The sequence below is a fragment of the Pinirhizobacter sp. genome (assembly GCF_035317885.1).
GTDB lineage: Bacteria > Pseudomonadota > Gammaproteobacteria > Xanthomonadales > Rhodanobacteraceae > Pinirhizobacter.
The window spans coordinates 1-2,005 of record NZ_DATHFX010000412.1 but is presented as its reverse complement, the minus strand read 5'-3'; the positions used below and the strand labels follow the sequence as shown (position 1 = coordinate 2,005).

The following is a 2,005-nucleotide window of genomic DNA, read 5'->3' as shown; positions in this document are numbered from 1 at the left end:
CGCCCGCCTTCTTGCGCGCGCGGCCCCGGTGCTTCTTAAGGTTCGCGTGGGAATCGCCGATCATCGCCTGCATCGCGTTGCGCGCTACTTCTGGCTGCTTGCGGGCAATCGCCTCCAGCACCTGCTGGTGGTGCGGCAACGAATACTTGAAGTTGTTGGCGTTTCGCGCGGAAAGCACGAAGAACATGCCTAGCGCGGTTTCGATCACCGAAAACAGCGACATCAGCAGTTCATTGCCGGTAGCGTGCAGCACCGCTTCGTGGAAGATGAGATCGGCCTTGGCCCATTCGTCGAGCGTGGTGGAGGCATCCATCAGCGCGAAGCCCGCCTCGATCGCCGCCAGTTGCGCGTCGGTACGATGGCGTGCGGCCGCCGCGGCGGCGGCGGGCTCGACGATTTCGCGCATTTCCACCAGCTTGTCGACGAAGTTGTCGGTGGGCATCGATGCACAACGCCAGGCCAGCACGTCGGCATCGAGCTGGTTCCAGTAGCGCTCTTGCAGCACACGTGCGCCCACGCCCGCACGCGATTCGATCAGGCCCTTGGCCGACAGCACCTTCAAGGCTTCCCGCAACGCGGTGCGGCTGACCTGCAGGCTGGTGGCGAGGGTTTCCTCACGCGGCAATACTTCGCCCGGGCGCACGCGCCCGGAGACGATGCGCTGCCCCAGTTCGTGCATCACGTGTCCATACAGCGTACGGACCGCGTTGGGCTTCCTCATGGTTTCCCCTGCAGGCAAGGCAAGCGAAGAATGTCGCGTGCCGATTGTCATACAAACTGACTATAGGCAGCGCAAGGCGTCCTGCCAAGCGATTTCAATGTGCGTTTGCATGATCGAAGTCTCGCAAGGCCATCATGTGTCACGCGGCGAAGCGGCACCAGGATTGCCTACAGGCCATAGTCAGCGCTCTCGCGTCTTTTGATGCGATGCATCATTAAAAAATCTTTACCATTCGTCATGTTGCCAGATAGTCATACAATATGTTTGACTGATCTTCTCTTCACTGGGGTCAGGGCTCAAACACATGAAGCGATCCGGCTGGTCGTACCCGTCGTGGTGCCTTGTCGCCCTCGTGCTTGCGGGCCAGGCTACCGCGACGGAGGCGACGCGTGAGTCGTTCGGCAGCATGGCCGATGGCAGCAAGGTGGAAGCGGTGGTGCTGCGCAACAGCCATGGCATGACGGCCCGCGTGATCTCGCTCGGTGCCAGCCTGCAGTCGCTCACCGCCCCCGACGCCGCCGGCAAACAAGCCAATATCGTGCTGGGCTACGCCACGCTCGAGGGCTACCAGAAGGCCCCTCAATACTTCGGCGCCACCGTCGGCCGCTACGCCAACCGCATAGCCCGGGGCAAGTTCACCCTGGATGGCCATGAGTATTCGGTGCCGGTGAACGACAAGGTCAATTCCCTGCACGGCGGCACGAAGGGCTTCGACAAGCTGATCTGGACCGTGGCCGACGTCAGGCACGACGCGAAGGCGGCCAGCGTCACCCTGAAGGTGACCAGCCCCGACGGCGACATGGGTTACCCCGGCAAGCTCGACGTCACCGCGACCTACACCCTGGACGAGGACAACCGCCTCTCCATCGACTACCGCGCGGTTACCGACAAGACGACCATCGTCAACCTGAGCAACCACACGTACTGGAACCTCTCAGGCGAGGGCTCCGGCAGCGTGATGCAGGACCTCCTCACCATTGCCGGCGATGCCTATCTTCCCGTGGATGCCGGATCCATCCCCACCGGGAAGATCACGCCCGTCGCTGGGACAGTGTTCGACTTCCGCACGCCCAAGGCGATCGGCCGCGACATCCGCGATGGCAGGGAGGAGCAGCTGATCAACGGCCGGGGTTACGACCACAACTGGGTGATCTCCCGCAGCGAAGCACGCGGCCGGAGGCGGGGTCCTGCATGCGGGCCACCACGCGCGGCGCGCGTGCTTCGCTGCGGGAGATCACCCAGTTGTGGTCGTAACCCCGGCCGTTGATCAGCTGCTCCTCCCTG

2 protein-coding genes are annotated in these 2,005 nt (G+C 63.2%); one reads left to right on the top strand and one right to left on the bottom strand.

All coding sequences use genetic code 11. From position 1 onward, the window contains the following. The coding region (locus VK519_RS13615) for a FadR/GntR family transcriptional regulator (protein ID WP_324350628.1) at positions 1 to 721 on the bottom strand (721 nt) is incomplete at its 3' end. A gap of 304 nt (positions 722 to 1,025) precedes the next feature. On the opposite strand from VK519_RS13615, the gene VK519_RS13610 reads away from it, so the two are divergent. Beyond that, complete coding sequence (locus VK519_RS13610) at positions 1,026 to 1,988, top strand: aldose epimerase family protein (protein ID WP_324350627.1); 963 nt, start codon at positions 1,026 to 1,028, stop codon at positions 1,986 to 1,988. The last annotated feature ends 17 nt before the right edge of the window (positions 1,989 to 2,005 follow it).